The 23,259-nt window shown below is 66.8% G+C and carries 27 protein-coding genes and 1 pseudogene; 11 read left to right on the forward strand and 17 right to left on the reverse strand.

The features are described from left to right. The first annotated feature begins 205 nt into the window (after positions 1–205). The 4 genes from arcD (at position 206) to arcC (ending at position 4,943) form a co-directional block, all read left to right on the forward strand. Positions 206–1,573, forward strand: coding sequence for an arginine-ornithine antiporter (gene arcD, locus AB4Y35_RS13440; RefSeq protein ID WP_368686336.1), 1,368 nt, complete (start codon positions 206–208; stop codon positions 1,571–1,573). A 16-nt stretch (positions 1,574–1,589) separates the two neighbouring features. Next, the gene (arcA, locus tag AB4Y35_RS13445) at positions 1,590–2,846 is read left to right on the forward strand and encodes an arginine deiminase (protein ID WP_342923959.1); all 1,257 of its coding nucleotides are present in this window, start codon (positions 1,590–1,592) and stop codon (positions 2,844–2,846) included. Positions 2,847–2,896: 50 nt separating this feature from the next. Then, positions 2,897–3,907 carry an ornithine carbamoyltransferase gene (locus AB4Y35_RS13450; protein ID WP_368704754.1) on the forward strand — a complete coding sequence of 337 codons (1,011 nt, stop codon included), beginning with the start codon at positions 2,897–2,899 and terminating at the stop codon, positions 3,905–3,907. 106 nt (positions 3,908–4,013) lie between these two features. Further along, on the forward strand, positions 4,014–4,943 hold the full coding sequence (arcC, locus tag AB4Y35_RS13455; protein ID WP_368704755.1) for a carbamate kinase: 930 nt from the start codon (positions 4,014–4,016) through the stop codon (positions 4,941–4,943). 114 nt (positions 4,944–5,057) lie between these two features. Here the strand turns inward: arcC and AB4Y35_RS13460 are convergent, their stop codons facing one another. The 6 genes from AB4Y35_RS13460 to AB4Y35_RS13485 form a co-directional block, all read right to left on the reverse strand. After that, entirely contained in the window at positions 5,058–5,312 is a 255-nt protein-coding gene (locus AB4Y35_RS13460) for an RNA-binding protein (RefSeq protein ID WP_254313976.1), read from the reverse strand. A 90-nt stretch (positions 5,313–5,402) separates the two neighbouring features. Next, entirely contained in the window at positions 5,403–6,224 is an 822-nt protein-coding gene (gene ppk2, locus AB4Y35_RS13465; protein WP_368704756.1) for a polyphosphate kinase 2, read from the reverse strand. 137 nt (positions 6,225–6,361) lie between these two features. Further along, positions 6,362–6,817, reverse strand: a complete 456-nt coding sequence (locus AB4Y35_RS13470) for a PRC-barrel domain-containing protein (RefSeq protein ID WP_368704757.1) — start codon at positions 6,815–6,817, stop codon at positions 6,362–6,364. A 73-nt stretch (positions 6,818–6,890) separates the two neighbouring features. Next, complete coding sequence (locus tag AB4Y35_RS13475; protein WP_368686023.1) at positions 6,891–7,463, reverse strand: cupin; 573 nt, start codon at positions 7,461–7,463, stop codon at positions 6,891–6,893. 4 nt (positions 7,464–7,467) lie between these two features. Then, complete coding sequence (locus tag AB4Y35_RS13480) at positions 7,468–7,830, reverse strand: hypothetical protein (RefSeq protein WP_368704758.1); 363 nt, start codon at positions 7,828–7,830, stop codon at positions 7,468–7,470. Positions 7,831–8,272: 442 nt separating this feature from the next. Then, positions 8,273–8,905 (reverse strand): GNAT family N-acetyltransferase, encoded by a 633-nt coding sequence (locus AB4Y35_RS13485; RefSeq protein WP_368705399.1) that lies wholly within the window; start codon positions 8,903–8,905, stop codon positions 8,273–8,275. A 196-nt stretch (positions 8,906–9,101) separates the two neighbouring features. Here AB4Y35_RS13485 and AB4Y35_RS13490 point away from each other — a divergent pair, with 196 nt between their 5' ends. Next, a complete protein-coding gene (locus tag AB4Y35_RS13490) occupies positions 9,102–9,545 on the forward strand; it encodes a thioesterase family protein (protein WP_368704759.1) in 444 nt (147 codons plus the stop codon). Positions 9,546–9,557: 12 nt separating this feature from the next. On the opposite strand, the gene AB4Y35_RS13495 is transcribed toward AB4Y35_RS13490, so the two are convergent. The 3 genes from AB4Y35_RS13495 to AB4Y35_RS13505 all read right to left on the reverse strand — a co-directional run bounded on the left by AB4Y35_RS13495 (position 9,558) and on the right by AB4Y35_RS13505 (position 12,001). Then, the gene (locus AB4Y35_RS13495; protein WP_368686019.1) at positions 9,558–9,875 is read right to left on the reverse strand and encodes a YnfA family protein; all 318 of its coding nucleotides are present in this window, start codon (positions 9,873–9,875) and stop codon (positions 9,558–9,560) included. A gap of 107 nt (positions 9,876–9,982) precedes the next feature. Further along, entirely contained in the window at positions 9,983–10,786 is an 804-nt protein-coding gene (phnX, locus tag AB4Y35_RS13500) for a phosphonoacetaldehyde hydrolase (RefSeq protein WP_368686018.1), read from the reverse strand. A gap of 54 nt (positions 10,787–10,840) precedes the next feature. Continuing rightward, positions 10,841–12,001 carry a 2-aminoethylphosphonate--pyruvate transaminase gene (locus tag AB4Y35_RS13505; RefSeq protein ID WP_368704760.1) on the reverse strand — a complete coding sequence of 387 codons (1,161 nt, stop codon included), beginning with the start codon at positions 11,999–12,001 and terminating at the stop codon, positions 10,841–10,843. A gap of 138 nt (positions 12,002–12,139) precedes the next feature. On the opposite strand from AB4Y35_RS13505, the gene AB4Y35_RS13510 reads away from it, so the two are divergent. After that, positions 12,140–12,997, forward strand: coding sequence for a LysR substrate-binding domain-containing protein (locus AB4Y35_RS13510; protein ID WP_133186071.1), 858 nt, complete (start codon positions 12,140–12,142; stop codon positions 12,995–12,997). A gap of 15 nt (positions 12,998–13,012) precedes the next feature. On the opposite strand, the gene AB4Y35_RS13515 is transcribed toward AB4Y35_RS13510, so the two are convergent. Continuing rightward, a complete protein-coding gene (locus AB4Y35_RS13515; RefSeq protein WP_069268061.1) occupies positions 13,013–13,234 on the reverse strand; it encodes a hypothetical protein in 222 nt (73 codons plus the stop codon). Between the two features lie 261 nt (positions 13,235–13,495). Between AB4Y35_RS13515 and AB4Y35_RS13520 the strand changes: the two genes are divergently transcribed. Continuing rightward, positions 13,496–14,167 carry a phosphoribosyltransferase gene (locus AB4Y35_RS13520; protein ID WP_368704761.1) on the forward strand — a complete coding sequence of 224 codons (672 nt, stop codon included), beginning with the start codon at positions 13,496–13,498 and terminating at the stop codon, positions 14,165–14,167. A 46-nt stretch (positions 14,168–14,213) separates the two neighbouring features. On the opposite strand, the gene AB4Y35_RS13525 is transcribed toward AB4Y35_RS13520, so the two are convergent. Beyond that, the gene (locus AB4Y35_RS13525; protein ID WP_342923936.1) at positions 14,214–14,510 is read right to left on the reverse strand and encodes a YciI-like protein; all 297 of its coding nucleotides are present in this window, start codon (positions 14,508–14,510) and stop codon (positions 14,214–14,216) included. Positions 14,511–14,715: 205 nt separating this feature from the next. On the opposite strand from AB4Y35_RS13525, the gene AB4Y35_RS13530 reads away from it, so the two are divergent. The 4 genes from AB4Y35_RS13530 (at position 14,716) to AB4Y35_RS13545 (ending at position 16,526) form a co-directional block, all read left to right on the forward strand. Further along, on the forward strand, positions 14,716–15,036 hold the full coding sequence (locus AB4Y35_RS13530; protein ID WP_342923935.1) for a PsiF family protein: 321 nt from the start codon (positions 14,716–14,718) through the stop codon (positions 15,034–15,036). 33 nt (positions 15,037–15,069) lie between these two features. Further along, entirely contained in the window at positions 15,070–15,333 is a 264-nt protein-coding gene (locus AB4Y35_RS13535) for a hypothetical protein (protein ID WP_368704762.1), read from the forward strand. A gap of 33 nt (positions 15,334–15,366) precedes the next feature. Further along, positions 15,367–15,810, forward strand: a complete 444-nt coding sequence (locus AB4Y35_RS13540) for a hypothetical protein (RefSeq protein WP_368693439.1) — start codon at positions 15,367–15,369, stop codon at positions 15,808–15,810. A 128-nt stretch (positions 15,811–15,938) separates the two neighbouring features. Further along, entirely contained in the window at positions 15,939–16,526 is a 588-nt protein-coding gene (locus tag AB4Y35_RS13545; RefSeq protein ID WP_368704763.1) for a YSC84-related protein, read from the forward strand. A gap of 23 nt (positions 16,527–16,549) precedes the next feature. Here the strand turns inward: AB4Y35_RS13545 and AB4Y35_RS13550 are convergent, their stop codons facing one another. From AB4Y35_RS13550 to AB4Y35_RS13575, 6 genes and pseudogenes are all read right to left on the reverse strand, one after another. Next, positions 16,550–17,617, reverse strand: a complete 1,068-nt coding sequence (locus AB4Y35_RS13550; RefSeq protein ID WP_342923932.1) for a glycosyltransferase family 4 protein — start codon at positions 17,615–17,617, stop codon at positions 16,550–16,552. 189 nt (positions 17,618–17,806) lie between these two features. Further along, entirely contained in the window at positions 17,807–18,973 is a 1,167-nt protein-coding gene (locus tag AB4Y35_RS13555) for an AAA family ATPase (protein WP_368704764.1), read from the reverse strand. A gap of 103 nt (positions 18,974–19,076) precedes the next feature. Continuing rightward, the gene (gene otsA / locus AB4Y35_RS13560) at positions 19,077–20,483 is read right to left on the reverse strand and encodes an alpha,alpha-trehalose-phosphate synthase (UDP-forming) (RefSeq protein ID WP_368704765.1); all 1,407 of its coding nucleotides are present in this window, start codon (positions 20,481–20,483) and stop codon (positions 19,077–19,079) included. 210 nt (positions 20,484–20,693) lie between these two features. Next, positions 20,694–21,857 (reverse strand): annotated as a pseudogene (locus AB4Y35_RS13565) (mechanosensitive ion channel family protein); the annotation flags it as partial. Between the two features lie 205 nt (positions 21,858–22,062). After that, positions 22,063–22,425, reverse strand: coding sequence for a Rap1a/Tai family immunity protein (locus tag AB4Y35_RS13570; protein WP_028207010.1), 363 nt, complete (start codon positions 22,423–22,425; stop codon positions 22,063–22,065). Positions 22,426–22,510: 85 nt separating this feature from the next. Continuing rightward, positions 22,511–23,236 carry an ankyrin repeat domain-containing protein gene (locus AB4Y35_RS13575; RefSeq protein ID WP_368686007.1) on the reverse strand — a complete coding sequence of 242 codons (726 nt, stop codon included), beginning with the start codon at positions 23,234–23,236 and terminating at the stop codon, positions 22,511–22,513. Positions 23,237–23,259: the final 23 nt, after the last annotated feature.

Genomic DNA, 23,259 nt, shown 5'->3' on the forward strand with positions numbered 1-23,259 from the left:
TGCGATCCGCGCGGCAGATTCAGGCACAAGCATGTTGATGGGCTCGCGCGCAGCGCGAGATCTGCAACCCAGCCGGCTCAGGAGATCGCGCATGTCCGAATCGACGTCTTCGTCTCACCCCGCTGCCAAGCCCGATAGCGCCGCCACCCCGGCCTCTGCCAACAAGCTGCGCCTCGGCGCGCTCACCGCCCTCGTCGTGGGCTCGATGGTGGGCGGCGGTATCTTCTCCCTGCCGCAAAACATGGCGGCCAGCGCCGACGCCGGCGCGGTGCTGATCGGCTGGGCGATCACCGCGGTCGGCATGCTCATGCTGGCGTTCGTGTTCCAGTCGCTGGCCATCCGCAAGCCCGAACTCGACGGCGGGGTCTACGCCTTCGCGAAAGCCGGCTTCGGCGACTACATGGGCTTCGGCTCGGCCTGGGGCTACTGGATCAGCGCGTGGCTCGGCAACGTCGGCTACTTCGTTCTCCTGTTCAGTACGCTCGGCTACTTCTTCCCGGTGTTCGGCGAGGGCAACACGCCGATCTCCATCATCTGCGCCTCGGTGCTGCTCTGGGCACTGCACTTTCTCGTGCTGCGGGGCATCAAGGAAGCCGCAATCGTCAACCAGATCACCACGGTCGCGAAGCTGGTGCCGCTGTGCCTCTTTATCATCATCTGCGCGTTTGCGTTCCGCTCCAGCATCTTCACGGCCGATTTCTGGGGACAAATGAATCCCAAGCTCGGCAGCGTGACGAACCAGGTGCGCGGCATGATGCTCGTGACCGTGTGGGTGTTCATCGGCATCGAAGGCGCGAGCATTTTCTCCGCGCGCGCGGAAAAGCGCAGCGATGTCGGCAAGGCCACGGTCATCGGTTTCGTCGGCGTGCTGCTCCTGCTCGTGCTCGTCAACGTGCTGTCGCTCGGCGTGCTCACGCAGCCCAGGCTCGCGGCCCTGCAGAACCCCTCGATGGCGGGCGTGCTCGAAAACGTGGTCGGCCACTGGGGCGCGATTCTGATCAGCGTGGGGCTCGTCGTGTCGCTCGCGGGCGCACTGCTCTCGTGGGTGCTGCTGTGCGCCGAAATCATCTTTTCGGCCGCGCGCGACCACACGATGCCAAACTTCCTGCGCAAGGAAAACGCGAAACACGTGCCGGCCAACGCGCTGTGGCTCACGAACGGCATGGTGCAGATCTTCCTCGTCATCACGCTGTTCTCGAAGGGCACCTATCTCTCGCTCATCTATCTCGCGACCTCGATGATCCTGCTGCCCTACTTCTGGTCGGCAGCCTACGCATTCCTGCTCGCGCTGCGCGGCGAAACGTATGAGGCCGACAGCGGCGAGCGCAACAAGGATCTCGTCATCGCGGGCATCGCCGTGATCTATGCGGTCTGGCTCATTTATGCCGGAGGCCTCAAATACGTGCTGCTGTCCGCGTTGCTCTACGCGCCGGGCATCGTGCTGTTCGCACGCGCAAAACGCGAGGTCGGCCAGCCCGTGTTCACCAACATCGAGAAGTTCGTTTTCGCCGCTGTGCTGATTGGCGCATTGCTGGCGGCTTTCGGCCTGTACAAGGGCTTTCTCACCCTCTGATTCGAGGAGTCTCATGATGAGTACGGACACTGTCGCCTTCGGCGTCAATTCCGAGGCAGGCAAGCTGCGCAAGGTCATGGTATGCGCGCCGGGTCTCGCGCATCAACGCCTCACCCCCAGCAACTGCGACGAGCTGCTTTACGACGACGTGATCTGGGTCAGCCAGGCAAAGCGCGACCACTTCGACTTCGTGACGAAGATGCGCGAGCGCGGCGTGGACGTCCTCGAAATGCACAATCTGCTCACGGAAACGGTGCAACACCCCGAAGCGCTCAAGTACATCCTCGACCGCAAGGTTCGCCCCGAGACCGTGGGCGTGTCGCTGGCCGGCGAGGTGCGCAGCTGGCTCGAAGGGCTCGAGCCGCGCAAGACCGCGGAATTCCTCATTGGCGGTGTGGTTGCCGAAGATATTCCGGATACCGAACAAAGCAAGATCCTCAAGGAATTTCGCCGCTATCTGGGCTATTCGAGCTTCGTGCTCGCGCCGCTGCCCAACAGCACCTTCACGCGCGACACGACCTGCTGGATCTACGGCGGCGTAACGCTGAACCCGATGTACTGGCCCGCGCGCAGGCAGGAAACGCTGCTCACCACGGCCATCTACCGCTATCACCCCGAGTTCGCGGGCAAGGACTTCCAGGTGTGGTACGGCGACCCCGACGAGGACCATGGCGCGGCCACGCTCGAAGGCGGCGACGTGATGCCGATCGGCAACGGCGTCGTGCTGATCGGCATGGGCGAGCGCACGAGCCGCCAGGCGATCGGCCGTCTCGCGCAGAACATCTTCGCCAAGGGCGGTGCCAAGCGCATCGTCGTGGCGGGCCTGCCCAAATCGCGCGCGGCCATGCACCTCGACACGGTGTTCAGCTTCTGCGACCGCGACCTCGTGACGATCTTCCCCGAAGTGGTCAACGAGATCGTGCCGTTCTCGGTTCGCCCCGACGACAAGAGCCCGTCGAAGCTCGACCTGCGCCGCGAGGAAAAGCCCTTCGTGGACGTCGTGGCCGAAGCGATGGGCTTGAAGAGCCTGCGCATCGTCGAGACCGGCGGCAACGCGTTCGCGGCCGAGCGCGAGCAATGGGACGACGGCAACAACGTGGTGTGTGTCGAGCCCGGCGTCGTGATCGGCTACGACCGCAACACCTATACGAATACGCTGCTGCGCAAGGCCGGCGTGGAAGTCATCACGATCACGGCGAGCGAACTGGGCCGCGGGCGCGGCGGCGGCCACTGCATGACTTGCCCGATCGTGCGCGACGCCGTCGAACTCTGAGCGTCGCCCGCTTAACCGCATTCCCACTGCATTCGCAACGGAGAAATGACATGGCTTTCAACCTGCGCAACCGCAGCCTGCTTAGTCTGATGCACCACAGCACCCGCGAGCTGCGTTACCTGCTCGACCTCTCGCGCGACCTCAAGCGCGCCAAGTACACGGGGACCGAGCAACAGCACCTCAAGGGCGTCAACATTGCGCTGATCTTCGAAAAGACCTCCACGCGCACGCGCTGCGCGTTCGAAGTCGCGGCCTATGACCAGGGCGCGAACGTCACCTACATCGACCCGACCTCCTCGCAGATCGGCCACAAGGAAAGCATGAAGGACACGGCGCGCGTGCTGGGCCGCATGTACGACGCGATCGAGTACCGCGGCTTCAAGCAGGATATCGTCGAGGAACTGGCGAAGTTCGCCGGCGTGCCGGTGTTCAATGGCCTCACCGACGAATACCACCCCACGCAGATGCTCGCCGACGTGCTCACCATGCGCGAGCATTCGGACAAGCCGCTCACGCAGATCAGCTACGCGTATCTGGGCGACGCCCGCAACAACATGGGCAATTCGCTGCTGCTGATTGGCGCGAAGCTCGGCATGGACGTGCGCATCGCGGCGCCGAAGTCGCTCTGGCCGCACGACGATCTCGTGGCGGATTGCAAGAAGTTCGCCGAGGAAAGCGGCGCGCGTATGCTGCTCACCGAAGACCCCAAGGAAGCCGTCAAGGGCGTGGATTTCGTGCACACCGACGTGTGGGTCTCGATGGGCGAGCCCATGGAAGCCTGGGGCGAACGTATCAAGGTGTTGCTGCCCTACCAGGTGAACATGGCGCTCATGAAGGCGAGCGGCACGCCGCATACGCGCTTCATGCACTGCCTGCCCGCCTTCCACAACAGCGAGACAGTGATCGGCAAGCAGATCGCCGACAAGTATCCGGAGCTCAAGGGCGGCGTCGAAGTGACGGAGGAAGTGTTCGAGTCGCCGCTGAATCTGGCCTTCGAGCAGGCGGAAAACCGCATGCACACGATCAAGGCGATTCTCGTTTCGACGCTCGCCGACATTTGAGCCCGACGGCTCGACGGCGCGCGTGTGCCGCGCGGCCGGGTTGCAAACCCGGCAACGCGGCGCCTGCGCGCCGCTTCACCGACACGCATCACCTTGGGAGTCAGACATGCGAATCGTGATTGCGCTTGGCGGCAACGCGCTGCTGCGTCGCGGCGAGCCGATGACGGCGGAGAACCAGCGCGAGAACGTGCGCCTCGCGGCCACCCAGATCGCGCAGATCGCACAGGGCAACGAACTGGTGATCGCCCACGGCAACGGGCCGCAGGTCGGCCTGCTCGCGCTGCAGGGCGAGGCCTACAAGGACGTGCCCGGCTACCCGCTCGACGTGCTCGGCGCGCAGACCGAGGGCATGATCGGCTACATGATCGAGCAGGAACTCGGCAATCTCCTGCCGTACGAGGTGCCGTTCGCGACCATCCTCACCCAGGTCGAAGTGGACGCGAACGATCCGGCGTTCCAGCATCCGAGCAAGCCGATCGGCCCGGTCTACACGAAGGAACAGGCGGAGACGCTCGCCGCCGAGCGCGGCTGGACCATCGCCCCGGACGGCGACAAGTTCCGCCGTGTCGTGGCGAGCCCGCGGCCGAAGCACATCTTCGAGATCCGCCCCGTGAAATGGCTGCTCGAGCGCGGCACGATCGTGATTTGCGCGGGCGGCGGCGGCATTCCGACGCTCTACGGCGAAGGCCACAAGCTGGGCGGCGTGGAGGCCGTGATCGACAAGGATCTGTGCTCCGCCCTGCTCGCGCAGGAGCTGGAGGCCGACATGCTCATCATCGCCACCGACGTGAACGCCGCGTACGTCGACTGGAGCAAGCCGTCGCAAAAGGCGATCGCGAGCGCTCATCCCGAGGAGCTGGAGAAGATGGGGTTCGCGGCCGGGTCGATGGGACCGAAGGTCATGGCGGCCGCGGAGTTCGCGCGCAACACCGGCAAGGATGCGGTAATCGGCGCGCTGGCCGATATCGTGGCGATCACCCAGGGCAAGGCGGGTACGCGCGTGAGCACGCAGCGGCCGGGCCTGATCTTCTATTGAGGCCGGCCTGTTCGGCCTGAGAACGGCCGCCTCGAAACGGCGCCTGAAAATGCAGGGCGCGCACCGCAGCTGGCGTAGCCGCGGTACGCGCCCTGTTGTGTCTTTGCGCGGCGCCTATTCCTCGCGTGCCGGCGGCATGACCTGGGCGCTGATGGTGTGCTCGCGCCAGAACAGGTTGTTAATGCGGCCCTGCAGCCTGCGCAGCCCCTCCTCGCTCGCGGCGTGGAAGGTGAGCAGCGCGCCGGGACGGCCCGCGCCCTCGATGCGCTGAATCGCGTCGTACGGCGGAAAACCGTAGCGCTCCAGAAACTCGTTGATTTCGGCGTCCGTGACGTGTTCGTCGATATTACCCAGCAGCAGCTCGGCCATGGTCTAACCCCTCTTGAGCGTTCAATCGTGATGATAGTGTGGTTTGATCCGGCGCGACGACAAGCTGCGCCGGATCGGACGCGATGCCGCTCAGTACTTCTCCTGCACGTAGCGGTAAGGATAGTCCGGGTCGCGGTAGCCTTGTGGCTTCTGGCGCTCGGGCAGCGTGACCTTTTCGCGCGGCAGCGTTTTATACGGAATGGCGTTCAGAATATGGCTGATGACGTTCAGGCGCGCGCGTTTCTTGTCATCGGATCGGACAACGAACCATGGGGATTCCGGCGTATCCGTCATGTCGAACATCTCGTCGCGCGCGCGTGAATAGTCGTACCAGCGGCTATACGACAGGAGGTCCATGGGCGAAAGCTTCCAGATCTTGCGCGGATCGTTGATGCGCCCTTCGAGGCGCCGGGTCTGCTCTTTCGGGCTCACTTCGAGCCAGAACTTGATGAGGATCGTGCCCGAGTCGATGATGGCGCGCTCGATGAGCGGCACGCCGCGCAGGAATTCCGTGGCCTGTTCCGGCGTGCAGAAGCCCATCACGCGCTCGACGCCCGCACGGTTGTACCAGCTGCGGTCGAACACCACGATTTCGCCCGCGGCGGGCAGCAGCGGCAGGTAGCGCTGGAAGTACATTTGCGACTTCTCGCGCTCCGTGGGCGCGGGCAGCGCGAATACGCGAAACACGCGCGGGCTCACGCGTTCGGTGAGCGCCTTGATCGTGCCGCCCTTGCCCGCGCCGTCGCGGCCTTCGAACAAGATGCATACCCTGAGGCGCTTCTGGACGACCCACTCCTGCAAGCGAACGAGTTCACCATGCAGGCGCTCGAGTTCCTTTTGATAGGCCTTTTCGCTGAGTTTTTCTGCCGGCTCGGCTGCGCTCGCGGCCTTGACTTCCTCTTTCTTCGCCATTGAATCGCTCCCCGCTTCAGACGCCTCACACGAGGCATTCATCCACTATGGGGCGCGGACGAGGGGCGCGCAATAAGACTTTAGACTCAGGCACTGACCGTCTTGACCTCCGGCAATCACACTTGCGTACGAGCGCGTCATTCGTGCGCGTAGTTGAACTCGGGCATGGCCTTCAGCTGGTCCTTGTCGGCCGGCAGCACGATCTGTTTGCGGTCGATGCGCAGGTCGTTGAACGGCACGGCCACGAGATGCTTGCCCAGACCGAGGAAGCCGCCCACGGAGAGAATCGCGAAGGCACCCTGGTTAGGCGACTCGAGCACGATGTCGTCGATCGAGCCGATCTTGCTGCCGCTATTGTCGTAGACGTCGGAGCCCACGAGCTTCGAGGCGCGAAAGCCGGTGCCCGACTGCACCGTCGCCATGCGCTGCACGGCGATCGATTGCGGCGCGCCCTGGGCGAGCACGGCAGACGGCACGCCCAGCGCACAGCCGAACGTGCACCCGAACGCGACGACGAGCGCAGAGGCGCGACGGCAAACCAGCTCGCGCAGTTTCAGCGGCAAATTCAGCGGGCGATTCGATGGTGTCGTCATGGTATCCCCCTCTCCCTTGTGCGAATGCACGGCGAATACCGCGTGAATGCAAGCGCTGTGCCCGGCGCGTCGCTCACGCCTGCGCGAGCCAGTGCTCGATCAGCGGCCCACGTTCGCCGTAGAGGGGATCGCTCGCGGGATACGGCAGCGCCTGCATCGCGCGCAACTCCGCCGACGTGAGCGCGTCGCGGCGGATGTCCCACTGCTGCCCGCGCGGATAGCCGCCCGCCACGCGGAAGCCGCCGGCCAGCGATAGCAGGCAATGACCGGTGCCGGCCGGCAGCAGCAGCGCGTCGCCGGCATGCACGCGCAGCACGCGCCCGCCCGGGCCGCCGAGAATCAGCTCGGCCGTGCCGGCGAACACGCCGAGCACCTCGTGCGCCGTGGAGTGGAAATGGTGATAGTCGAAGACGCCGTCGAGCCATTGCACCGGCCAGCCGTTCGCCTCGAAGCGTTCGTTGAACGCGCGTGCCAGGTCCTGTGCACCCGGCGCCAGCGCGCGCCGATAGACGATGACGGGAAGCCGGGCGTTGTTCGGCACCCAGCCGTGCGCGGCCAGGCGGAAAGTTTCGACGCCGCTAGCGCGTTGGGCCGGGCGGCTTTCGCGCAGATGGCGCGGCAAATGAAAAGCGCGATTTTCGTGCATCGTCTTACTCCCTCGCATCGCTGCCGCCCGCCGCGGCCGACGCGCTCGCCGCGCGGTTTGTCGTTGCTTTTGCCGCGCCCTTTACCGGTTGGTTCGCGTGATGCGGTTTGTGTTTCGAGGAATGCGTCGTTCGCGTGGCCTGTGCGCCTTTGCTGGCGGGCACGCCCTGTTCGACGCCCTGGGTGGGCGCCGGATACACGCCATTGGCCTTCGCCCCGCTCGACTCCGTGGCGGGCGCCGTGGTCGGCCGATCCGCGCCGGTGTTGTCCTGCGCGAGCGCGCCGCCCGCCGCTGCTCCTTCCAGGACGAGTGCCAGCGCGAGCGCGCCGGCCATGAAACCCTTCGTCGATGGGGCGTGCCTGCTCATCGGTCCTCCTTCGGTACGTTGCGAGCCCGGATGCCAGGACCTCGCAGCGTCGAAGCGAGTTGACCGCGCAGGTCCCTGCTTGACAAGCAGCAACCCGCGTACCGGCCCGGGCAGCCTCGCGGGGCACGGCGTTTGCGCCCAGCCGGGCAAATCGATTCGCGCGAAAGCGAGGCCGAGGTGCTGCGGCGCCCCATCTGGCGCACGCTTCGCGTATCCCGGAGAGGTCTATGCGTTCGAATTTCCTGCCCGCCGCTCGTGTTCGCCGCGGTCCCGAGGCTCATCTGCCGACCGAGGAGCCCGACAATCCACATCGTCCGCCGCCTCCTCCGGTGCCGGACACCGAGCCGCCGCCCGTGCCGGAAGGCGATCCGCCGCCTGAATCGCCACCGGAGCGCCTGGGCTAGCGCCAGCGCTCTCGCGCCGCCATGGATGCGGCAACGCTTCAGCCGGCCGCCTGCAAGCGGCGCAACAGGCCCGCCTTCACTTCGGGCCATTCGTCCTCGATGATGCTAAAGCGCACGGAGTCGCGCTTGCGGCCGTCCGGCATGATGCGTTCGCGTCGCACCACCCCCTCTTCCTTTGCGCCGAGGCGCAGGATCGCGGCGCGCGACTTCGCGTTGAGTACGTCGGTCGTGAACTGCACGCGCACGCAGCCGAGCGTTTCGAAGGCGTAGCTCAGCATCAGAAACTTCGCCTCCGTGTTCACGATGCTGCGCTGCGCCGAGGCCGCGAGCCACGTGGAGCCGATCTCCAGCTTGCGGTTGTCCCGGTCGACCTTCCAGAAGCGCGTGCTGCCCACCACGCGATCGCTCTCGCGCAGGCGGATCGTGAACGGGATCACGGTGCCGGCGCGCACGCCGTCGAGCGCCCTCGCGATCCAGGCGTCGACGGTCGCGGGCTCGGGCACCACCGTCACCTTGAGGTTCCAGAGTTCGCCGTCCGCCGCCGCGGCGACGAGGCGCGGCGCGTCCTCCGCGCGCAACGGGTGCAGCGCGACCGTGCTGCCGTTCAGCGTGGGCAGGTCGTGCGGCGCGGGGATGGCATCGGCGGCGGTTCGGGATGCGGGGCCGGGCATGTCGGTCATGGCGGGAATCGATGGAATGTGGCAGTGCGTGGAGGCAACGCGCCGGGCCGCTTTGGGGGCAAAACGCTCACGCATTCTAGCGCCGGGCTGGCGCCGGCGGCGGCGCGCCTGCCGTTACAATCGGGCCCGGCGCCCACGCCGTGCAAGCCCGATGGCGCCGCCCGTCCCCAATTTTTCGCATCGCATCATGGCCCGCATCGAGCTCCACTTTCCCGAAGACCAGTTCTACTACTCGACGCACCTCACGGTGCGCGTCACCGACATCAATTCGGCCAATCACCTCGCCAACGATTCGATGATCTCGATGATTTCCGAGGCGCGCGCGCGTTTTCTGTTCGACGCGGGCATCGAGGACATGAAGGACGCGCACACGAGCATCATCGTCACCGACCTCGCCACGACCTATCGCGCCGAAGCCTACGCGCGCGACGCGCTGTGCTTCGAGGTGGGCATCATGGATTTCAACAAGTACGGCGGCGACATCATCTTCCGCATCTCGCGGCCTGCCGATGGCGCGCTCATCGCCATGGCGAAATCGGGCTTCGTGTTCTTCGACTACGAAGCGAAAAAGGTCGTGCCGATGCCGCAGGCCTTCCGCGACAAGTTTCCGCAGGTCAATACGCTCGCCTGAGTCCGGGTGCGCTCAGCGCGGCTGGAACATGATGAGCGCCATGCCGGCCAGCGTGAAGCCGATGCCGGCCCAGTCCCAGGGGCTCGGCCGGATCGCCTCGACGGCCCAGAGCCAGAGAATCGCCACGCAGACATAGACGCCGCCGTAGGCCGCATAGGTGCGTCCGGCGGCCGTGGGGTGCAGCGTGAGCAGCCACGCGAAGAGCGCGAGCGAGGCCGCGGCGGGCACGAGGAGCCACGCGCTCGCGCCTTCGCGCAGCCAGCGGTAAGGCAGATAGCAGCCGATGATCTCGGCGAGCGCGGTCACGACGAAAAGCACAAACGTCTTCATGGGCGGCGGCGGGTGGCTGGGGCGCCCATGGTAACGCAAGCGGCGAGGCCGCCTGCGTGTTGTTCGCAACCTGCCCCTCAGTTGCCCTCAGTTGCCTTGAGGTAGTCTCAGGGCCGCTCGCCGCGGGCCAGCCGCGCTTCGATCTCGTTCACCACGGGCAGCAGATCGGCGACGCTGTCGATCACGTAGTGCGCGCCCGCCGCGCGCAGGCGTTCCGCGGCCGCGGCACGGCGGCGCGCGAATTCTTCGGGCGCGAGCGCGCGGACTTCTTCTTCGGTCAGGCCGAACGCGTTGCCGCTCACCGCGACGCCCACCGCCCACGTCCCGCCGTTGATGCCCTCTTCGATGCCGACTTCGGTATCGTCCACCTTGATCGCGTCGCGCGCGAGCCACACGCCGAGCTGCGGCAGCGTGCGGTAGATCATGTACGGCGACGGCCGGCCCTCGGGCGTGTCGCCCGTGCAAACGATGCTGTCCGGATCGAAACCCTGAGCCTTCGCGCCCGGCACGATCTGGTCGATGATTTCGCGCGTGTAGCCCGTGGTCGAGCCGATCCGTACGCCGTCGGCGCGCAGCGCGGCGGTCACGGCGGCGACGCCCGGAATCACGTCGCTGTACTGCGCGGCCACGGCGACGTTCTTCGGCACGAAGACGTCATACACGGCGTCGATATCGGCTTCGCCCGGCGCGTGGCCGTAGCGCGTTTCCCATGCCGCCGCGACGCGCGGCAGCGCCATCAGCGCCGCGATGTGCGGACGCTTGGCCATGCCCATCGGCCCGCGCGCCTCGTCGATCGTGATCGGCACGCCGAATTGCTCGAAGGTCTCGACGAAGGCGCCCATTGGCGCGCGCGAGCCGTAGTCGACCACGGTGCCGGCCCAGTCGAAAATTACTGCCTTGACGTGTTTCATTGCATGCGTCCTGCTAAAAAATCGATGATGTGGAGTCTTGACGGTATGCGCGCATCAAGCGGCGAGCGCTTCGCGTGCGCCGAGGTCGACCGGCGCAGGCGCGGCACTTGTCACGCCGAGCGTGCGCAGCGCTTCGCCGCACGCGGCCACGACGCGGCGCATGACGGTCTCGTCGAGCGCGCCGATGCAGCCGACGCGGAAGCTCTCCACGCTCGTCAGCTTGCCCGGATAGATGATGAAACCCTGCGACTTCATCAGTTCGTAGTAGCGCGTGAAGTCGAATGCGGGATCGGCCGGCGAAAAGAACGTGACGATGATGGGCGAGCGCCAGGCTTCGGTCAGCAGCGGCTCGAAACCGAGTTCGCGCATGCCCTCGACGAGCACGTCGCGGTTGCGCGCATAGCGCGCGAGCCGCCCTGGCTGGCCCCCTTCGAGCCCGTGCAGGCGCAGCGCCTCGATGAACGCGGCCACCGCGTGCGTGGGCGGCGTGAAGCGCCACTGGCCGGTGCGGTTCATGACGTCCCACTGGTCGTGGATATCGAGCGCGAGCGAGTGGCTCACGCCCTTTGCGTTGTTCAGGACTTCTTTTTTCGCGATCACGAAGCCGAAGCCCGGCACGCCCTCGATGCACTTGTTGGCCGAGGAGACGAACGCGTCGCAGGGCAGCGTGCGCACGTCGAGCGGCACCGCGCCGAACGCGCTCATCGAGTCGACCAGCAGGCGCCGCCCCTGGCGGGCCGTCAAGGCCGCGATCGCTTCGATCGGGTTCAGAATGCCCGAGCTGGTCTCGCAATGGACGACGACGACATGCGTGATGTCCGGGTTCGCGATCAGCAGCTGTTCGACGTCTTCTGCGCGCGGCGGCAGGTAGTCGCCGGTGTCGTGCACGGTGTGCTGGCGGCCCAGGTAGCGCAGCGTCGTGGCGATGCGCTTGCCATACGCGCCGTTGGCGAGCACGAGCACATGGCCGTCGCGCGGCACGAAGCTGCCGAGCATCGCCTCGACGCAATAGCTGCCGCTGCCCTGCAACGGCACGCAGTCGTATTCACCCTGTTCGTCACCCGCGATCTGAAGCAGCGCGGCGCGCAATTGCGCGGTCATGGCACGGAAGTCGGCGTCCCACGAGCCCCAGTCGCGCTGCATCGCGGCCTTGGTCGAGGCCGCGGTAGTCAGCGGTCCGGGGGTCAGGAGATACGGCTCGGCGGGGGTGGTCATGCGGGCTCCAGTGGGCGTCGGGACTGTCAATCCCGACACGTTAACGCAGTGCTCGCCATCGGTAAAATCGATATAATCGATGTCGATATAAGCTGAACTTATCCCCTGTTTTATCCCCTGTCGCCGGAGCGCTTCGACATGCAATACGCGCAGTTGCGGGCTTTTCACGCGGTCGCCGAACACGGCGGGTTCTCACGCGCCGCGCAGGCGCTCTCCCTCACGCAGCCGGCCGTGTCGGACCATGTGCGGCGGCTCGAACAGGATTTCGGGGTCAAACTCTTCGAGCGCGGGCCTCGCGGTGTGGAACTCACCGAACTCGGGCGACGACTCTTCGCGGTGACGCGACAGATGGTAGGGTGTGAGCGCGACGCGCGGCGGCTGCTCGAAGCGGCAGGCGCGCTCGAATCGGGCGAACTCGCGCTCGCCGCCGACGCGCCCGACCTCGCCATCAAGCTGATCGGCGCGTTCAGGCGGCGCTATCCGGGGGTGGTGATCAAGCTGTCGATCGCGAACGCGACCGAATGCATGCGCCGCGTCCTCGCGAGCGAAGCCGACGCCGCCATCACGGCCGCGCGTCAGGTGCACAGCCGGCTGCAGGCCCGCGTGCTGCGCGAGGAACCGCTGGTCGCGGTCGTGCCCGCCGAGAGCCCCGCCGCGAAAAAGCGCCGCATGACTTACGAGGAGCTCGTGCGCGAGCCCATGGTGTTTCGCGAAACGCATTCGGTCACGCAGCAGTTGCTTGAAGCCGAACTCGTGCGTAAAGGACTGCAGGTCCAGCCCGTGCTCTACGTGGATGGCCGTGAGGCCTTGCAAACGGCGATTGCGCAGGGCGTGGGCGTGGGCGTGATCGCGCATGCGGAATTCGGCGAGTCGCGGCGCATTCGCATGCTGCCGCTCGTGGACTGCCAGGTGCGCATGGTCGAATCGCTCACGCGCCTCGCCGACACGTCCTCGTCGAATCTGCTCGACGCGCTCTTCGCCACTCCGCTCGATTGAGCGGCGGGACGGCCGTCAGGACACCACGATGGCGGTGCCGACGGCATGGAGCAGATCGCGCAGCGTTTCGGCCTGCTCCATGCGCGCGCCGTGACGCAGGTGAATGCGCAACGCCCGGCCCGCGATGCCGTCGACCGGGCGCGCGAGCCACAGTTCGACGGCGAGGCCGAGGCCGTCGGGCGCATCGGGCACGACCGGTTCGACGACGCGCGGCTTGAAGGAGGCGGATTCGGACATGGCGAGACCTCGTCGGTGGCGGGATCGACTTCATCGTAGCGACACGACACGCGCGCGCCAAACGAGAAATCCGCGTATGCAAATGAGCGCCGCGCCGCATTGGATCGCGCGGGCAGTGGCATGCATCCTCGCTCGCGCCGCGCGCCGCTTCGTGGGGGCCTGCGGGGGTGGCTCTTTTACCAGCAGCGTGTGGCCGCGAGTGGCAAACTGAACGCATCGTTGCGCGGCCATTTGCCGGCAACGAGATGGGAGGACCTCTTCATGGAACGCCCCTTTACCGATCGCCGCGAGGCGGGCCGTTTGCTCGCCGGCCCGCTCACGGCCTATGCGGGCAGACGCGACGTCATCGTGCTCGCGCTCCCGCGCGGCGGCGTGCCGGTAGCCTACGAAGTCGCGAAGGCGCTGCAGGTGCCGCTCGATGTCCTGCCCGTTTGCAAGCTCGGCCTGCCCTGGCAGCCGGAACTCGCCATGGGCGCGCTGTCGTCGAACGGCGCGCAGTACGTGGACAGCGCGCTCGTGCGCAGCGCCGGCGTGAGCGAGGCCCAGTTGCAGAGCGCCATGGCGCTTGCACGCATCGAGCTTGGCCGGCGCGAGGCGCGCTATCGCGGCGAGCGTGCGCCGCTCGCGGTGGCGGGCCGTGTGGCGGTCATCGTCGACGACGGCATGGCCACGGGCGCGTCGCTCAAGGCAGCGGCGCTCGCGCTCGCCACGCTCGGCCCCGCGCGCATCGTCGCGGCGCTGCCGGTCGCGCCCGCGGGCTCGCAGGACCGGCTCGGCGGGACCGTGGACGAATTCGTCTGTGCGCGCCTGCCCGAGGCGTTCTACAGCGTCGGCCAGTTCTATCTCGACTTCGATCAGGTCAGCGACGACACCGTGCGCGAGCTGCTGGCTCAAGCGGCGGCTGACGACGCGAACGGCGAGGCACCGGTCTAGGCCGCGCCGGTCGTGCCGCCGCTGTCACAACGGCCGCCCTCGCGCCCTATCGCACCGGATTCGATGCCGCTTCGCCCACCACCGTTTGCCAGGGCCGCACGCGCCAATGCTTCACGAGCCCCGAGAGCACATACGGGTCGGCGCGCGCGAACGCCTCGGCCGCGGCCGGACTGTCGCCCTGGAAGAGCAGCAGCGCGTTATCGACGGGATCGGCTATCGCCCCCGCTAGCAGCAACTCGCCGCGCTCGACGGCGGCCCATGCCAGCTGCAGATGCGCGCTGCGGTGCTCGGGACGACGTTCGAGGTAGTCGTCTGCGAGTTCGTACATCAAGAGGTAATGCATGCGCGTTCTCCGTGTCGTTGCGGCCGCGCCGGACGGGGTCGACGGCCGATAGCGAACATTGTGCAGCAGCGCGCGCGTCAACCGAACACATCGCTGCGTCGTTTTAATGGCGGCTTTGCCATAATGGCGGCGCGCGCAAGGCGCACCAACTATGCACGGCGGGCCGCACGTCAACTGAGAACGTCCAAAGTCAAGGGAGTGAACGATGAAGATGCAATCCGTCATTGCTGCAATCGTGCTGGGCGGCGTGCTGGCCGCGCCGGCGTTCGCACAGACCGCCGCACCCGCTTCCGCACCGGCGGCGAACAGCCAGCAGAACAAGATGAAGGCCTGCAACGCCCAGGCCGGCGACAAGAAAGGCGACGACCGCAAGGCATTCATGAAGCAGTGCCTTTCGGCTGCCGGCGCCCCCGCTCCGACCATGACCCAGCAAGAGCGCATGAAGGCGTGCAACACCCAGGCCGGCGACAAGAAGGGCGACGACCGCAAGGCATTCATGAAGACCTGCCTCTCGACGAAGAGCTGAGCGAAGCGGGTCCGGGCAGCCTCCCGCACCCTTTTGCAGCCGCAAGATCCGCGCGCCGCAGCCAACGCTGCGGCGCGTTTTTTTGTGCGCCGGTTTTGTGCGCTGCAGCGGTTCCTCGATCTGCGCGCGCCCGTGTCGTCGGTTGTGCGAATCATCGTCGACGCAGGCGAAATCGTGCCGGTTTGCGCGGATTTGCGTCATCGCCCGCATTCGGCCGCGCCGTTTTTCTCCTATGATGGCTGCAGCGGCGGCCCCTCCCCGCGCAATCACCCATTAGCCATCGGGCTGCCGCGTTGACGTTGATGCCAATGGCATCGAACGGAGGCGCAGATGGCATGGAGACACAAGAACCGCTGGTTTCGCCGCTGGCTCATGGTGATCACCTTCTGGCTCGTGCCGGTGATGATCGTCGTGGTGCGCGAGGTTCAGGACGAGATGGCGTATAACCGCGCGGATCTGCAGCGCGCGCTGACCTCCTGGACCTTCACCGACGCCGAGCGCGACGCCGGCGCCCCGCTGCGCTGCCACGGCACGCCCGAATCCGCGCGTGCGGCCGGCTGCCCCGCCGGGGTGCTCGCGGCGAACGCGCAGCGCCACCAGGAAGCGCGCGACGAATACGCCGTGCGGCGCACGACGCTCGCGGGCTACCTGTGGCACGCGTTCGTCGGTTACTGGGTCGTGCCCGCTGCGGTGCTGCTCGCGCTCGGCGTGCTGATCGGCGGCGTGAAGCGCGCCCTGCGGCGGCCCACGGCCAAGCCCGTGCCGGAGCGCTAGCGCGTTTCGTGCATGGCCCAGCGCGCAGCGTTTGTGCTGCGCAGCCTCAAAGAGCGAGTCGGGACGTTCGGGTATAACGACGGGACGCCGTGACATCGCGGCGCCCGGCAACTAGAACGGAGAACAAGATGAATGCATCTCGCATGCTTTTGAAGGCTTCTGTCGCAATCGCCGTCGGCGTCGCGGCACTCTCGGGCTGCACCACCACCGGCAGCCAGGCACCCAGCGCCGCGACTAACGCGTCGCGCGCCGACTCGATCAACTCCGACGTCGACGCCACCCTGTCGCGCCTCTATCAGACCGTACCGGGCTCGCGCGAGCTGGTCGGCAAGGCCCGCGGCATTCTCGTGTTTCCGCGTGTGATCCAGGCCGGCATCGGCGTCGGCGGCGAACACGGCGACGGCGCACTGCGCGTGGGCGGCAGCACGGTCGGCTTCTACAGCACGTCGTCGGCTTCGGTCGGTGCAACGCTCGGCGTGCAGTCGAAGTCCGTCATCTATCTCTTCATGACCGAAGACGCGCTGGCGAAATTCCGCAATTCGAGCGGCTGGTCGGCAGGCGGCGACGCATCGGTCGCGCTCGTGAAGGTCGGCGCGAACGGCTCGATCGACACCACCACGGCCACCAAGCCCGTGCAGGTCTTCGTGCTCACCAACAGCGGGCTGATCGGCGACCTCTCGCTCGGCGGCACGAAGATCACGAAACTCGACCTCTAGGCGCACCGCGAACGTCCGCGTGCTCAGCTCGCGGACGTATCGATCACCTTGAAGCGCGAGCGCTTGTTCGCGCGAATCACCGCCTCGTACGCCTGCACGTACTCCTGCGCCATGCGGTGCGAGGTGAAACGCTCTTCGAAGCGGCGCCGCACGCCGGCGCGCGGAACGCGCGCGATGCGATTGACCGCCGCCACGGCGCCGATCTCGTCCTCGACGATAAAGCCCGTCACGCCCTCTTCCACCACCTCCGGCACCGCGCCGCGATTGAACGCGATCACGGGCGTGCCGCACGCCATCGCCTCGATCATCACGAGGCCGAACGGCTCCGGCCAGTCGATCGGGAACAGCAGCGCATGGGCGCCGGAGAGGAATTCGGCCTTCTGGCCGTCGTTGATCTCGCCCACGTACTCGACGTGCGGCAGCGCGAGCAACGGCTTGATGTCGCGCTCGAAATACTCGCGGTCGGCTTCGTCGACCTTCGCGGCGATCCGGATGGGCAGCCCGCAGCGCCCGGCTATGCGTATCGCCGTGTCGACGCGTTTTTCCGGCGAAATACGGCCGAGAAACGCCAGATAACGCTGCTCCACGGGCTGCGGGGTGTAGAGCGTCTCGGGCAAGCCGTGGTAGACGGTGCGAAGCCAGCGCGCCTGCGGCATCGGCTGGCGCTGTGCGTTCGAGATCGAGATCACGGGCGCGGTGTTGAACGTATCGAAGACCGGCTGCTGCTCGGGCAGGTCGAGACGGCCGTGCAGCGTCGTCACGAACGGCGTTTCCTGGCGCTTGAACACCGAAAACGAGTAGTAGTCCATATGGAAATGCAACACGTCGAACTGGTCGGCCTGGCGGCGCACCATTTCCATCAGCAGCATGTGCGGTGCGATGCGGTCGCGGATGCCGGGGTCGAGCCGCAGCGCACGTGGCCACACGGGCTCGAGCTTCGCGCTCGTGAGCGAATCGCCGCTCGCGAACAGCGTGACGTCGTGCCCGAGTTCGACCAGCGCTTCGGTGATATACGACACGGCGCGCTCGGTGCCGCCATAGAGCTTCGGCGGGACCGATTCGGTCAGCGGGGCGATCTGCGCAATTCTCATCGTGTGTCTCCAGGAAACGGGGCCACGTTGCCCGTTCTTGCGGTGCCGGTCATTCTAAGCCAGGTCCGGGCGGCATCGGCGACGCAGCAGTTGTCCCATTATTCGGCAAGCCGGGCGCGCGCGCCGCCAGTCTTTCAATTTCTATACGGTGTTACACGCCGAAACAACCCCTGCGTTTGCCCTACCGGTCTACCTCGCGGGCCATTTCCAGGCCGGCACGTCGAGCGCGTCGGGATCGGCGAACCCGGTTGCGCCGAGGCGCCGTTCGAGCACGACCGACTGGCTGCCGGCCTCGCGCTCCAGCGCCGCCACGAGCCGCGCCGCGTGCGAGACGACGATGACCTGCGAGTGCCGAGACGCCCGTGCGATGAGCCGCGCGAGCGACGGCAGCAGGTCCGGATGCAGGCTCGTCTCGGGCTCGTCGAGCACCAGCAGGCCGGGCGGCCGCGGGCTCAGCAGCGCGGCCGCGAGCAGCAGGTAGCGCAAGGTGCCGTCCGAGAGTTCCGCGCCGCGCAGCGGCCGCAATAGCCCCTCCTGGCGCAGCGCCACCTCGAAGCGCCCTTCGTGATTCGCGATTTCGACGCGCGCGCCCGGAAAGGCGTCGCCGATGGCGGTATCGAGCGCCTCGCCGTCGCCGATCTCGCGGATCGTCTGCAGCGCGGCGGCGAGGTTGGCGCCGTCGTCGGCGAGCACCGGCGAATGCGTGCCGATCTGCACCTGGCGCGCGCTCGCGTGCTCGTCGGTGCGGAAGTGGTCGTAGAAACGCCACGAGCGAATCTGCTCGCGCACGGCGATCATTTCGGGCGCGCTGCGCGGGTCGGCGTACTCCGTCATCATGCTGTCGAAGCTCGCCACGGGCTGCGCGAGCGTCGTCCACTCGCCCGCGGCGTCGCGGATGCGGATCATCGGCCCCTGGCGGTCCACGAGCAACGCCGAGGGCCGCAGGATCGGCCCGCTCCAGATGCACTCGCGCTTGATCACCGGGTCGAGCGAAAACTGCGAAGTGGAAGAAGGCAGCGGCAACCCCAGATCGATCGCGTAGCCGAAGGCATCGCCCGCGAAGCCGAGCCGCAGGCTCACCGCATCCTTGCGCACCGTGCCCTGCACCGCGTATTCCCCCGCGGCGACAGCGCGCGAGAAGCGCTCCGGGCCTGCCCATAGCGTGGACTGCAGGCCGCCCTCGCGCGCCAGCGACGGAATCACACCGCCGCGCGCGGTGAGCGCGAGCAGACGCAATGCGCGATAGAGATTCGACTTGCCACTGCCGTTCGGACCGGTCACGACGTTGAGCGCACCGAGCGGCACGATGAGCTCGCGCAGCGAGCGGTAGTTGGCGATGGCGAGCGTAGTCAGCATGGAAGTGCGCGGGGTTGCGCGGCAGTTGCGTGGCGGGTGCCTCGATCAGCCACGCATCATACGCAATCGTGCCGGTGCGCGAACCGCGTGTGCCCCGTATCGGTCAGCGCGGCTGGGGCACCGCCGCGAGGTCGCGCAGGAAGGTGTCTCGCCACACGCCGAGATCGTTGCGTCTGAGCGCCTCCATGTTGGTCTGGTAGCGCGCCTGACGCTCTTCGAGCGGCATCGAGAGCGCGCGTTCCAGCGCTTCCGACATGCCGGTCGCATCGTGAGGATTCACGAGCAATGCGCCCGTGAGTTCGGCCGCCGCGCCCGCGAAGATCGACAGCACGAGCACGCCCGGATCGTTGGGATTCTGCGCGGCCACATACTCCTTGGCGACGAGATTCATGCCGTCGTGCAGCGGCGTCACATAGCCGATCTGCGACTCGCGAAACAGCGACATCAGCTTCCAGCGGTCGTACTGCTGGCTCAGATAGCGGATCGGCGTGTAATCGAGCCCCGAGTAGCGGCCGTTGATGCGCCCGGCTTCGCGCTCCAGCTCCTCGCGTATGACCTTGTAGCTCGCGACATCCGAGCGTGTCGGCGGCGCGATCTGCACGAGCGTGACCTTGCCGCGCCATTCGGGCGACGTTTCCAGCAACTGCTCGAACGCATGGAAACGCTCGACGAGACCCTTCGAATAGTCGAGCCGGTCCACGCTCATGATGAGCTTGCGCCCTTCCAGACTCTGCTTGAGGTCGAGCACGTGCTGGCGGCTTTCGTAGCGCGCGGCCTGCTCGGCGATCTCGTCCGGAAACACGCCGATGCGGTAGACCCCCGTGCGCAGCTTGCGGCCATACGCCTCGACCTCGCCGTGCTCCGGATTCTCTGCGCGCTCGCGGATCTTGCCGCGCGCCTCGCGCGCGATGTAGTCGTGAAACGCCTGCTGGTCGTTCTGCGTCTGGAAGCCCAGCAGGTCGTAACAGCACAGCGACCTGACGAGTTCGTCGTGCGGCGGAATGGTCTGCAGCACCTGCGGCGAAGGAAACGGAATATGCAGGAAGAAGCCGATGCGGTTGCGCACGCCTTCCGAGCGCAGCGCCTCGGCGAACGGAATCAGGTGGTAGTCGTGGACCCAGATGTTGTCGTCCGGGTGGATCAGCTTCATGAGCTTGTGCGCGAGCCATGCGTTCACGCGGCGATAGCCCGCGTATTCGTCGCGCTCGTAGCGCGCGAGGTCGTTGCGGTAGTGGAAGACCGGCCAGAGTGTGGCGTTCGAGAATCCGCGGTAGTACTGATCGTAGTCCTTGCGCGTGAGGCCGACGGTCGCAAAGGTGACGTGGCCTTCTTCGACGAGCGTCGGCCCCGCGTTCGCCACCGTCTCGCTCACCACGTCGCCGCTCCAGCCGAACCACACGCCGCCCGCGTCCTTCAGCGCACCGAATACGCCGACCGCGAGGCCGCCTGCCGAGCCCTTGGTCTCCGTCGGCGTCGCCACGCGGTTCGAGACGACTATCAGTCTGCCCATCTTGCTGTTCCTCCTCCTTTCTCTTTCGACCGCTAGCAGCGGCTATCAACCATTGTCGCGGCGGCTTTCAGTCTCAGGCTCGCGGGCGCCGGTGGCTCCCGCGGTCTCCGCTCCTTTCGCCGCTTCGACCGCTTTGGCGTCCGTCGCCGCGTCCGGGCGCGCCGGGCGGTGCGTCTCCAGCTCCTCGCCGTGCCCCGGCACGCGCGTGCCCGTCACGGGATCCGCCTCAGTATGGGCCGCCGTGCTCGCCGCCGCCTGCGGCGCCGGGCGGCGCACGAAGGACGGCAGTTCCCCGGTGCTGCTTTCGAGCTCCGCCGACACCTCGGCGCGCGCGCGCGGCAGGAACTGCGGATAGTGCTCGTTGACGAAATCGAGCAGCCCTTCGCGCACGCGGCAACGCAAATCGAAGTTCAGGCCGGAGTCGCGCGAACTCACCAGCACGCGCACCTGCATCGCTCGCTCGTTGGCGTCGGTGACCTGTAAAACCTGCACACGGCGGTCCCATTCGGGCGCACCGTCGACGATACGCGCGAGCGCCTCGCGCAGCGGCGCGAGCGGCATGCGGTAGTCGAGCCACAGGAACACCGTGCCGATGATCTGCGAGCTGCTGCGCGTCCAGTTCGCGAACGGATTCTCGATGAACCACTGCAACGGCACGATGAGCCGCCGCTGGTCCCAGATCCGCACCGAAACATAGGTGCCGGTAATTTCCTCGATGCGCCCCCACTCGCCCTGGATCACGACCACGTCGTCGAGCCGGATCGGCTGCGAGAGCGCGATCTGCAAACCGGCAATCAGATTCCCTAGCACGGGGCGTGCCGCGATACCGGCAACGAGACCGGCAACCCCGGCCGAAGCCAGCAGGCTCGCGCCGATCTGCCTCACGTTCGGGAAGGTCATGAGCGCCGCGCCCACGCCCACGATGATGATGAGCACCATCACCGTGCGCGCGAGCACGCGGGCCTGGGTGTGGATGCGGCGGGCCTGGAGGTTGTCGGCGATGTCGAGCGGATGGGCGGCGATGATGGCTTCGCCGATCGCCGCCGCGCAGCGCACCGAGAGCCAGGTGATCGCGGCGATCAGCGCGAACGCGCACAGCTCGCGCAGGCCGCTGATGTGCCGGAGCGTATCGGGCGCCTGCCACCAGACGAATTCGATCGCGAGGATCGCGAGCACGGCGAGCGCCGGCTTGCGGATATAGCGCAGAAACACGCTGACCCGCGGATACGGGCGCGCAATGCGCAGCAGGACGCGGCCGCCGACCCAGTGCAGGCCGAACGCGAAAACGAGCGCGAGCGCGCTCATGAGCAACGTGCCGAGCCAGTCGTGCAGCGGCGCGTCGGTGAAACGGGAGAGATCGTCGAGTGTCGGCATCTGCGGCCAGTTCCTCCTGAGCATCCTGAGCAAAGGGCGACTCTTGGAAACGGCACGGGCGCAGGCCCGCGGACGGCCACGGCGATGTTGACAGCTGGCCTCGCTGCGGCCTCGATGATGATCGGCGCGGCGGTGATCGGTGCCGCGCCGTGTTCCTGGCTACATCTATCTACGCGCTACGGGTTACGACTCGAACCCGCCGGCTTCAACTGCCGTTGCCGGTCTTGCAGGGAAACGCCTTGCCGAGCCCGAGCGAAATCGCGGTACTGGCGTTGTAGCCGGCCACGTTCGGGTTGTCGGCGATGTACTTGCGCACCGCGTCGGTGAGTTGCGCCGAGCGCGCATCGGGCGGCAGGCAGAAGTATTGACCCACGCGCGGCCCGGTAGTGCCGCCGATGGCGTCGATGGTGTTGAAGATGCCGTCCGCGGCACCTTCGATATAGGCAGCGCACGCGCTGCGCGAAGCCACATCGGTCTTCGTGCAGAGCCGGTTGAGGTCGCTTGCCGTGAATGCGAAAGCGGAGAGCGGCAACGCCATCGCGCCCGCACAGATCAGAACCCGCAGCATGGTTCTCCTTGAGTTGTCGTGGGGAGCGGCGCATCGAGCGCCGCCGGGCGGCCGCGTTGGTCCAGTGCGGCCGTCTTTATCCCCATTATTTTGCACTGTTTTGCGGCGCTGCCGGGCTCGCCGTGGAGAGGCCAGCCTGGGTCATGCGCGCCGTGAGGTCCTTGATCGCGTCCGGCGCCTTGTACTGGCGCGCGAAATCGAGCGCCGTCATGCCGATCTGGTTCTTCGCGCCAAGCGTCGCGCCGTGCTCGAGCAGCATCTGGAGCGTCGTGAGATGGTCGCCGCGCGCGGCCATCATGAGCGGCGTCGTGCCGTTCGGCGACAGCGCGTTGACGTCGGCCGAATAGCCGATCAGCAGCTTCGCGACATCGTCGTTGCCGTTCGCGGCGGCGTAGTGCAGCGGCGTCCAGCCCTTCTTGTTGACCTCGGCGCCCTTGGTGATGAGCAGCTTCACGAAGTCCACGTCGCCGTTGAGCGAGGCGAGCATCAGTGCGTTTTCGCCTGCGCGGTCTTCGGCGGCGATGTTCGTCTTCGGGTTGTCGAGCAACAGCGCCCCGACCTTGTCGGACTTCTCGCGCGCGGCCAGCACGAGGAGCGGCATGCCCTGGTCGTCGGTGGCGTTCGGGTCCATGCCTTGAGCGAGCGCCTTTTGCACGCCCTTGTCGTCGTCGAACTTGACGCTCTTGATGAGCGAGTCGATCGGAGCGGCATGCGCCGCGGCGCCGAACAGCGTAGCGGCGACGCCGAGCACGAGCGCGGCGGCGGTACGGCGAACAGGGTTGGCGGCGTGCGAAAGCGGTTTCGAGTTCATGTCAAGCCTTAACGTTATCTGCT

Source organism: Paraburkholderia sp. EG286A (assembly GCF_040965375.1).
Classification (GTDB): Bacteria; Pseudomonadota; Gammaproteobacteria; order Burkholderiales; family Burkholderiaceae; genus Paraburkholderia.

Excerpts from the sequence above, each read along its gene's own strand:
- AB4Y35_RS13550 (WP_342923932.1), bottom strand. The coding sequence starts at position 17,617 with ATGAGAATTGCGCAGATCGCCCCGCTGACCGAATCGGTCCCGCCGAAG.
- AB4Y35_RS13495 (WP_368686019.1), bottom strand. The coding sequence starts at position 9,875 with ATGAAGACGTTTGTGCTTTTCGTCGTGACCGCGCTCGCCGAGATCATC.
- AB4Y35_RS13505 (WP_368704760.1), bottom strand. The coding sequence starts at position 12,001 with ATGACCACCCCCGCCGAGCCGTATCTCCTGACCCCCGGACCGCTGACT.
- AB4Y35_RS13575 (WP_368686007.1), bottom strand. The coding sequence starts at position 23,236 with ATGAACTCGAAACCGCTTTCGCACGCCGCCAACCCTGTTCGCCGTACC.
- AB4Y35_RS13525 (WP_342923936.1), bottom strand. The coding sequence starts at position 14,510 with ATGCATTACCTCTTGATGTACGAACTCGCAGACGACTACCTCGAACGT.
- otsA (WP_368704765.1), bottom strand. The coding sequence starts at position 20,483 with ATGGGCAGACTGATAGTCGTCTCGAACCGCGTGGCGACGCCGACGGAG.
- AB4Y35_RS13515 (WP_069268061.1), bottom strand. The coding sequence starts at position 13,234 with ATGTCCGAATCCGCCTCCTTCAAGCCGCGCGTCGTCGAACCGGTCGTG.
- AB4Y35_RS13510 (WP_133186071.1), top strand. The coding sequence starts at position 12,140 with ATGCAATACGCGCAGTTGCGGGCTTTTCACGCGGTCGCCGAACACGGC.
- AB4Y35_RS13570 (WP_028207010.1), bottom strand. The coding sequence starts at position 22,425 with ATGCTGCGGGTTCTGATCTGTGCGGGCGCGATGGCGTTGCCGCTCTCC.
- ppk2 (WP_368704756.1), bottom strand. The coding sequence starts at position 6,224 with ATGGCGAAGAAAGAGGAAGTCAAGGCCGCGAGCGCAGCCGAGCCGGCA.
- AB4Y35_RS13520 (WP_368704761.1), top strand. The coding sequence starts at position 13,496 with ATGGAACGCCCCTTTACCGATCGCCGCGAGGCGGGCCGTTTGCTCGCC.
- AB4Y35_RS13450 (WP_368704754.1), top strand. The coding sequence starts at position 2,897 with ATGGCTTTCAACCTGCGCAACCGCAGCCTGCTTAGTCTGATGCACCAC.
- AB4Y35_RS13555 (WP_368704764.1), bottom strand. The coding sequence starts at position 18,973 with ATGCTGACTACGCTCGCCATCGCCAACTACCGCTCGCTGCGCGAGCTC.
- AB4Y35_RS13470 (WP_368704757.1), bottom strand. The coding sequence starts at position 6,817 with ATGACGACACCATCGAATCGCCCGCTGAATTTGCCGCTGAAACTGCGC.
- AB4Y35_RS13540 (WP_368693439.1), top strand. The coding sequence starts at position 15,367 with ATGGCATGGAGACACAAGAACCGCTGGTTTCGCCGCTGGCTCATGGTG.
- arcD (WP_368686336.1), top strand. The coding sequence starts at position 206 with ATGGTGGGCGGCGGTATCTTCTCCCTGCCGCAAAACATGGCGGCCAGC.
- AB4Y35_RS13460 (WP_254313976.1), bottom strand. The coding sequence starts at position 5,312 with ATGGCCGAGCTGCTGCTGGGTAATATCGACGAACACGTCACGGACGCC.
- phnX (WP_368686018.1), bottom strand. The coding sequence starts at position 10,786 with ATGAAACACGTCAAGGCAGTAATTTTCGACTGGGCCGGCACCGTGGTC.
- arcA (WP_342923959.1), top strand. The coding sequence starts at position 1,590 with ATGAGTACGGACACTGTCGCCTTCGGCGTCAATTCCGAGGCAGGCAAG.
- AB4Y35_RS13475 (WP_368686023.1), bottom strand. The coding sequence starts at position 7,463 with ATGCACGAAAATCGCGCTTTTCATTTGCCGCGCCATCTGCGCGAAAGC.
- arcC (WP_368704755.1), top strand. The coding sequence starts at position 4,014 with ATGCGAATCGTGATTGCGCTTGGCGGCAACGCGCTGCTGCGTCGCGGC.
- AB4Y35_RS13480 (WP_368704758.1), bottom strand. The coding sequence starts at position 7,830 with ATGAGCAGGCACGCCCCATCGACGAAGGGTTTCATGGCCGGCGCGCTC.
- AB4Y35_RS13485 (WP_368705399.1), bottom strand. The coding sequence starts at position 8,905 with ATGCCCGGCCCCGCATCCCGAACCGCCGCCGATGCCATCCCCGCGCCG.
- AB4Y35_RS13530 (WP_342923935.1), top strand. The coding sequence starts at position 14,716 with ATGAAGATGCAATCCGTCATTGCTGCAATCGTGCTGGGCGGCGTGCTG.
- AB4Y35_RS13545 (WP_368704763.1), top strand. The coding sequence starts at position 15,939 with ATGAATGCATCTCGCATGCTTTTGAAGGCTTCTGTCGCAATCGCCGTC.
- AB4Y35_RS13490 (WP_368704759.1), top strand. The coding sequence starts at position 9,102 with ATGGCCCGCATCGAGCTCCACTTTCCCGAAGACCAGTTCTACTACTCG.